A 6,273-nucleotide genomic window follows, 5' to 3' on the forward strand; every position below is an offset into this window, starting at 1 on the left:
CCATCCTGCCGCCCGTTTGAGACTCATGCAAGCCAACAACCTCTATCGCCCCATTCTCGCCCTGTTTGCCCTACTACTGCTATTGCAGGGGTGCGGCGGCACTCCTCCCCGACCGGACGACACAGAAGCCGTCAAGCAGCCACCCTCTCTACAGGCCCAGGCAGCCAGCCTGATCGAACAGGGGGAGCATGCGGCAGCGGCCCGCCTGCTCGAACAGCTGGCAGCAAGCCTCAGCTCGCCCGAGCAGGAACAGATCCGGCTTGATGCGGCAGAGAGCTGGGTCAAAGCCGGTGACTGGCAGGCCGTGAAACAGATCCTGAGCCAGCTGCCCACCACCCAACTGCCGGCGACGCTAATCCCACAGACGCAGATACTGAAGGCAGAACTGGCCCTGCACCAAGGCATGATCGACCGCGCCATCGATCTGATGCAGCCGCCGCCCAGCGCCGATGCGCCGCTACCTTTGCAACGGCGCTACCATCGCAACATGGCGGAGGCGTTTCGCCTCTCCGGCAACCGCCTGGAGAGCGCCCGTGAACTGAGCGAACTCGATCAACTCCTGTTTGATGAAGAGGCGCGCCTGGCGAACCAACGCCAACTGCTGCAGGGCCTGATGGTGATGACCGACACCGCCCTGACCCTGCTGCAGCCATCGCCACCGGGCACCCTCGGCGGCTGGATGGAGCTGGCACGCATCGCCAAGGCGAACATCGATGACCCGACGCTGATCAGTACCCGGCTCGAGGCCTGGCAGGAGGATTTCCCCAACCACCCCGCCCTGCCCCAGCTACTAACAGGCCAGCGGACCGAGTCGGCCGAACAGCTGCTGCAGTTCGACGCGGTCGACCACATCGCGATCCTGCTGCCGCGCAGTGGCATCTATGCCAAGGTAGCCCAAGCGGTACAGGATGGTCTGCTCGCCGCCTGGTATCAGCAACCGGCGAGCCGTCGGCCACAGCTGCGTTTCTATGACAGCAGCGATCCCGACACCATCCTCGATTCGATCGACCAGGCAGTCAGCCAGGGCGCCAAGGCGATCGCAGGCCCACTCAACAAACAGGCCCTGACGCTGCTGTTGAAGAGCGATGGCTTCCCAATCCCGCTGCTGGCGCTCAACCACACCAGCAATGGCGGCACCCCGCCAGCCAACCTCTACCAGTTCGGCCTCTCCCCAGAGGGCGAGGCGCAGCTGGTGGCGGAACGTGCCTGGCTCGAGGGCCATACCAGCGCCTTGAGTCTCACCCCCAGCGGCGATTGGGGGGAGCGTATCGCCGAGAGTTTCCGCACACGCTGGCTGACGCTGGGCGGTGTGCTGGTGGAGCAGCAGCAGTATCAGGCGAAGGAGAACGACTTCTCTGCACCGATCCGCAGCCTGCTCAATCTGGACGAGAGCAACGAACGCCGCCGGGTACTGCAGCAGACCATTCACCGCACGCTCGAATATGAACCCAGGCGGCGCCAGGATGCTGACTTCATCTTTCTCGCGGCACGCCCGCAAAAGGCACGTCAGCTGCGCCCGCAGCTACAGTTTCACCACGCCGGGCAGCTGCCAGTCTACGCCACCTCACACATCTACAGCGGTGCCGCAGAACCGGAGAAAGACAAGGATCTGGGGCAGATCTTGTTTGTCGAGATCCCCTGGCTGCTGGACCAGGAGGACCAGAGCCCGCTCTCCCGCAACCAGCTGAAGCGGCTGATCCCAAGCATCGAACAGCGCTATGCGCGCCTCTATGCCCTCGGCATCGATGCCTACAATCTGCTGCCGCAGCTGCCAGCCCTGGCCGCCGACACCAACCGCAGCCTGGATGGCAAGACCGGTACCCTCTACCTCGACCACAAAAACCGCATCCATCGCCAGCTTGCCTGGGCGGAGATGCGTAACGGTCGGGCCCGACTCACCGGTTATGCGCCGCGCATCGAAGCCCCGCTCGGCAACGAGCAACTGATCGAACTTGAGCTCGAACCAGGCGCTGCCGAGCAGCAGCCAGTCACGCCATCCACCCCGGAAGCCGCTGTCTCACCATGAAGGCCAACCACCTGATCCGTGGCGAACAGGCCGAGCGCCTTGCCTGCCGTCATCTGCAGGCCGAGGGACTGCGGCTGCTGGAGCGCAACTACCGCACCAAGCAAGGTGAAATCGATCTGGTGATGCAGGATGGCAACAGCCTGGTCTTCGTCGAGGTGCGCTATCGCAAGTCAGACATCTTCGGCAGCGCCGCCGAGAGCATCACCGCCGCCAAACGAGCCAAACTGATCGCCGCCGCCAACCACTATCTGCTGCGTCAGGCCGACCGCCCGAGCCGCTTCGACGTGGTCGCCATCAGCGGTGACCAGTCCCCCGGCATCGAGTGGATCCGCAACGCCTTTGATGCCTTCTGAGCAGCCAGACTGATAGCTATCGCAGCCGATTTTCTTCAATTCACCATCCCCAGAGGATCGGCAACCGGGTACAATGCACCGATGGAACTTAGTGATCACGTCAGACAGATTTTCAGCGAGAGCATCCAACTCAAGATCGACGCGCTGCCACAGCTCACCGATCAGATCAGCGCAGCCGCGGAGCTGATCGTCAGTCGGCTGCTGGAGGGGAACAAGACCTTCAGTTGCGGCAACGGCGGCTCCGCCGGCGACGCCCAGCACTTCTCTTCCGAGATGCTCAACCGCTTCGAGCGGGAGCGGCCAGGGCTGCCAGCCATCGCGCTGACTACCGACAGCACCACCATCACGGCGATCGCCAACGACTACAGTTATGAACGCGTGTTTGCGCGCCAGATCGAGGCGCTTGGCCAGCCCGGCGATCTGCTGCTGGCGATCTCCACCAGCGGCAACTCGGTCAACGTCAATGCAGCGGTGGAGGCGGCCCATGAGCGCGGCATGGGAGTGATCGCTCTCTGCGGCCGGGACGGCGGCGAGCTGAAGAAACTCCTGCTGGCCGATGATGTCGAACTCTGCGTTGCGTCGGATGTAACCGCACGCATTCAGGAAGTCCATCTGCTGATCATCCACTGTCTGTGTGACTTGATCGATCGACAGCTACTGGGCAACTGACACCGCTCCACTGACGAGGATTTTATGAGCCATTTCGTTGTACCACTGGTCTCCTTGCTATTCACCGTCACCCTGCTGCAAGGCTGCGCCGCCGCCGTCGTGGGCGGCGCCGCCACTGGCGTCTCCATCGCTCACGACCGCCGCACCATGGGCACCTTCATCGAGGATCAGAATATCGAGCTGAAGGCTTCCAGCCTGCTGCGCAACGACGCCACGCTCTCCGAGCACAACCATATCAGCGTGACCAGCTTCAATATGGTGGTGTTGCTGACCGGCCAAGCCGCCTCCGCAAGTGATCGGCTGCGTACGGAACAGATCGTGAAAAAGGTTGAGAAGGTACGCCGCGTAGTCAATGAACTGGAGGTCGGCTCGGGCGCTTCGTTTGGCGAAATCACCCGTGACTCCGCCCTCTCGGCAGAAGTAAAGTTCAAACTGACCAAGGTGAAGCTACCAGGCTTCGATCCGCTGCGCATCAAGGTAATCACCGAACGCGGCGTGGTCTATTTGATGGGGCTGGTGAGTCGAGCCGAAGCGGATGCCGCCACCGGGCAGGTTCGCAAGATCAGCGGCGTGCGCCGCGTGGTGCGGGTCTTCGAATACATCTGATGCCATTGCCACTCAGCTTGAGCAGCAAGGTCGCACCGCTCCCGGCTGTTGCGCAAAAGGCCTTGAAGGCGATTGTCGGCAGTGATGCGCTGCTCACCGAACCCGCCGACTGTCTCCCCTACGGTTACGACAACAGCCGCCAGCAGGCGCTGCCCCAGGCGGTGGTATTCGCCAGCGAGGCGGCGCAGATTGAAGCGATCCTGGCGCTCTGCAACAGGCACCAGATCCCGCTAACCCCGCGCGGCGCGGGCACCGGCACCACCGGCGCCACGGTGCCAGACCAGCATGGAATCGTGCTCTCTCTGGAACGGATGGACCGGATCCTGGATATCGACCCCGGCAACCGACTCGCTCGGGTGGAACCCGGGGTCACCAACCAGACCTTGCAGCTAGCGTTGGCAGAGCACGGCTTCTTCTGGCCACCGGACCCGACCAGCGCCTCGGTCTGCACGATTGGCGGCAATCTGGCCTACAACTCTGCCGGCCCTCGGGCAGTCAAATATGGCACGCCGCGGGAAAACACTCTTGGATTGCAGGCTGTCACCGGCGCCGCTCAGACCATCCGCACCGGCGTCAACACCACCAAGGGGGTGGTGGGCTACGATCTGACGCGTCTGCTGATCGGCTCAGAAGGCACCCTGGCCATCATCACCGAGGCGACCCTCAAACTGACCCCGCTGACGCAGGCCAGGCAGACCCTGCAGGTCAGCTATCGCGACATCCACGCCGCTGCCAAGGCAGTCTCCGCCATCATGGCGCAACCCACCACCCCCTGTGCGCTCGAGTTCATGGATGGCGCGGCACTCGAGATGGTGCGCGACTTCTCCGATCTAGCCCTGCCCCCGGAAGTCGGCGCACTGTTGATGATCGAGGTGGACGGCGCCAGCCACTCGATTGAGCAGATCGCAGCTGAGGTGGCAACGGCCGCAACGGTCGAGGGGCTGATCGAGATCCACCAGGCCAAAACCACCGAGGAGATTGCGGCTCTATGGAAGACCCGAAAGGCACTCTCACCAGCACTGCGTAATGTCGCACCGAAAAAGATCAACGAGGATGTGGTGGTGCCGGTCTCACGTATTCCCAGGCTGATCGACGAGCTAGAGCGCCTCTCCGCTCAGAGTGGCATCACCATCATCAATTTCGGCCACGCCGGCAATGGCAACATCCACGTCAATCTGTTGCTCGACCCCGACGATCCACTGCAGATGGCAGCGGGTAATGCCGCCCTCAGCCAACTCTTCGATCTGGTTCTGGCGCTGGGAGGGACCATCTCTGGCGAGCATGGCGTCGGCCTGGCAAAACGGGATTTTGTCCCGCGGGAGATCGACCCCCCCACTCTCGAACTGATGCGCGCCATCAAACGTCAGTTTGACCCCAACAACATCCTCAATCCGGGCAAGCTTTTCACGTACAGTTAATGCGTACAGTTAATACACTTGAAATAAACGCGTGAATCAGTTAACGTTTTCACCTCGTATTTAGCCAAATGCATGCAGTCTCTCTTCTTACTGCCGCTAGTCTGAGTAAGCGTATAAAGCAGTAGCCAGATCGTTATCCGAGCGAGAAAAGAGGCGAATAAAGCCCGACGCTCCTCAACAGGAGAATCGGTGGATGAAGATGACCAGATACAAGACCTTGGTCGTGGCTTCATTAGCCGCAGCACTTTTCAGCAGTAGTCTGCCAGCCGAGGAGCGCCCCCTACAGGTCGACTCACAGGGTTTCTGTTCAAGCCTGCCCTCAGTAGACCGGGCAGAGCTCTCCCAGCGCATTCTCAAGCTGCACAGCAATCTGCAGCACCAGCAAGCAGAGCTGACCAGGGCAGAGATTGAAAAACGCTTTGACAGCACCGACGCAGTCATCACCATCATCCTGCCCGGCGGACTTCTCTACGCCGCCTACCGGAAAGCTGACCACCTGAAGACCAAGGCCCGGCTTGAGCAGGTATCTTCCGATCTCAACCGTCTCTCTGTTGACTTGGTCGCTTTCAACCCGATCGGTTCCATCCAGGTTGCACAAGCCCGCTAGCATCTGGATTACCACTCGCCCCGGCCAGCCCGTACAACAACACAATAAAAAAGCCCGGCCAAATGGAGAGCCATTCGGTTAATCTATTGATACCGGAAGTGAGAAAAGCCCGCTTCGGACGAAGCGGGCTTTTTTATTTCTTGACGAAGATGAGCTATGTTTTACGCTGTCATCATCTCAGACAACTTCCTAAACCAACTTTCCACTTCCCCTTCAGGGTCTCTTTCCCGAATTCGCACTGCGGTCATTGCTTTAAAAGCCTTAGTTAAGCGTTTTTTTGCCGCGCTATCCTTCATTGGTGCATCGTCCCGTTCGGGGTTGTATATAGCCTCGGAAAACAACTTCGGGACATCCTTCCCATCATCATCTAGGTCATCTGGGATATTGATCTGTACGCCATAGACTTCCTTGATTGCATCGGTGTGCAAGTAATTCTCGATTTCTCGCTTTTTTGTCTGAGTAGCCCAAGACCCATCACCCCGAGCATTCACCTCGTCAACTGCTTTTCCGTACTCGGGCTTGTCGTTGTCATACAGATGGAATTCCGGACAATTGAAGTTCTTCAAGTAATGCTCTGTAACCCAATGCAGCAGA

6 protein-coding genes and 1 pseudogene are annotated in these 6,273 nt (G+C 60.3%); 6 read left to right on the forward strand and 1 reads right to left on the reverse strand.

Features of this window, described 5'->3' with window-relative positions:
- The first annotated feature begins 25 nt into the window (after positions 1-25).
- The 6 genes from Ga0074115_RS05865 to Ga0074115_RS05890 all read left to right on the forward strand — a co-directional run bounded on the left by Ga0074115_RS05865 (position 26) and on the right by Ga0074115_RS05890 (position 5,679).
- A complete protein-coding gene (locus Ga0074115_RS05865) occupies positions 26-2,026 on the forward strand; it encodes a penicillin-binding protein activator (RefSeq protein ID WP_057955011.1) in 2,001 nt (666 codons plus the stop codon).
- Positions 2,023-2,379, forward strand: coding sequence for a YraN family protein (locus Ga0074115_RS05870; RefSeq protein ID WP_057955012.1), 357 nt, complete (start codon positions 2,023-2,025; stop codon positions 2,377-2,379). The genes Ga0074115_RS05865 and Ga0074115_RS05870 overlap by 4 nt, the downstream gene beginning before the upstream one ends.
- An 81-nt stretch (positions 2,380-2,460) precedes the next feature.
- Entirely contained in the window at positions 2,461-3,048 is a 588-nt protein-coding gene (locus Ga0074115_RS05875) for a phosphoheptose isomerase (protein WP_006474570.1), read from the forward strand.
- A gap of 24 nt (positions 3,049-3,072) precedes the next feature.
- The gene (locus Ga0074115_RS05880; RefSeq protein ID WP_005966457.1) at positions 3,073-3,654 is read left to right on the forward strand and encodes a BON domain-containing protein; all 582 of its coding nucleotides are present in this window, start codon (positions 3,073-3,075) and stop codon (positions 3,652-3,654) included.
- On the forward strand, positions 3,654-5,072 hold the full coding sequence (locus Ga0074115_RS05885) for an FAD-binding oxidoreductase (RefSeq protein WP_060528316.1): 1,419 nt from the start codon (positions 3,654-3,656) through the stop codon (positions 5,070-5,072). The genes Ga0074115_RS05880 and Ga0074115_RS05885 overlap by 1 nt, the downstream gene beginning before the upstream one ends.
- A gap of 193 nt (positions 5,073-5,265) precedes the next feature.
- Positions 5,266-5,679 (forward strand): hypothetical protein, encoded by a 414-nt coding sequence (locus Ga0074115_RS05890; protein WP_057955015.1) that lies wholly within the window; start codon positions 5,266-5,268, stop codon positions 5,677-5,679.
- A 161-nt stretch (positions 5,680-5,840) separates the two neighbouring features.
- Here Ga0074115_RS05890 and Ga0074115_RS05895 read toward each other — a convergent pair.
- Positions 5,841-6,273, reverse strand: a pseudogene (locus Ga0074115_RS05895) (OLD family endonuclease); the annotation flags it as partial.

It is taken from the genome of endosymbiont of Ridgeia piscesae (assembly GCF_001443665.1).
Taxonomy (GTDB): domain Bacteria; phylum Pseudomonadota; class Gammaproteobacteria; order Chromatiales; family Chromatiaceae; genus Endoriftia; species Endoriftia persephonae.

Bases quoted from the DNA above. Each gene is read 5' to 3' on its own strand.
- Ga0074115_RS05885 (WP_060528316.1), top strand. From the start codon at position 3,654: ATGCCATTGCCACTCAGCTTGAGCAGCAAGGTCGCACCGCTCCCGGCT.
- Ga0074115_RS05870 (WP_057955012.1), top strand. From the start codon at position 2,023: ATGAAGGCCAACCACCTGATCCGTGGCGAACAGGCCGAGCGCCTTGCC.
- Ga0074115_RS05880 (WP_005966457.1), top strand. From the start codon at position 3,073: ATGAGCCATTTCGTTGTACCACTGGTCTCCTTGCTATTCACCGTCACC.
- Ga0074115_RS05890 (WP_057955015.1), top strand. From the start codon at position 5,266: ATGAAGATGACCAGATACAAGACCTTGGTCGTGGCTTCATTAGCCGCA.
- Ga0074115_RS05875 (WP_006474570.1), top strand. From the start codon at position 2,461: ATGGAACTTAGTGATCACGTCAGACAGATTTTCAGCGAGAGCATCCAA.
- Ga0074115_RS05865 (WP_057955011.1), top strand. From the start codon at position 26: ATGCAAGCCAACAACCTCTATCGCCCCATTCTCGCCCTGTTTGCCCTA.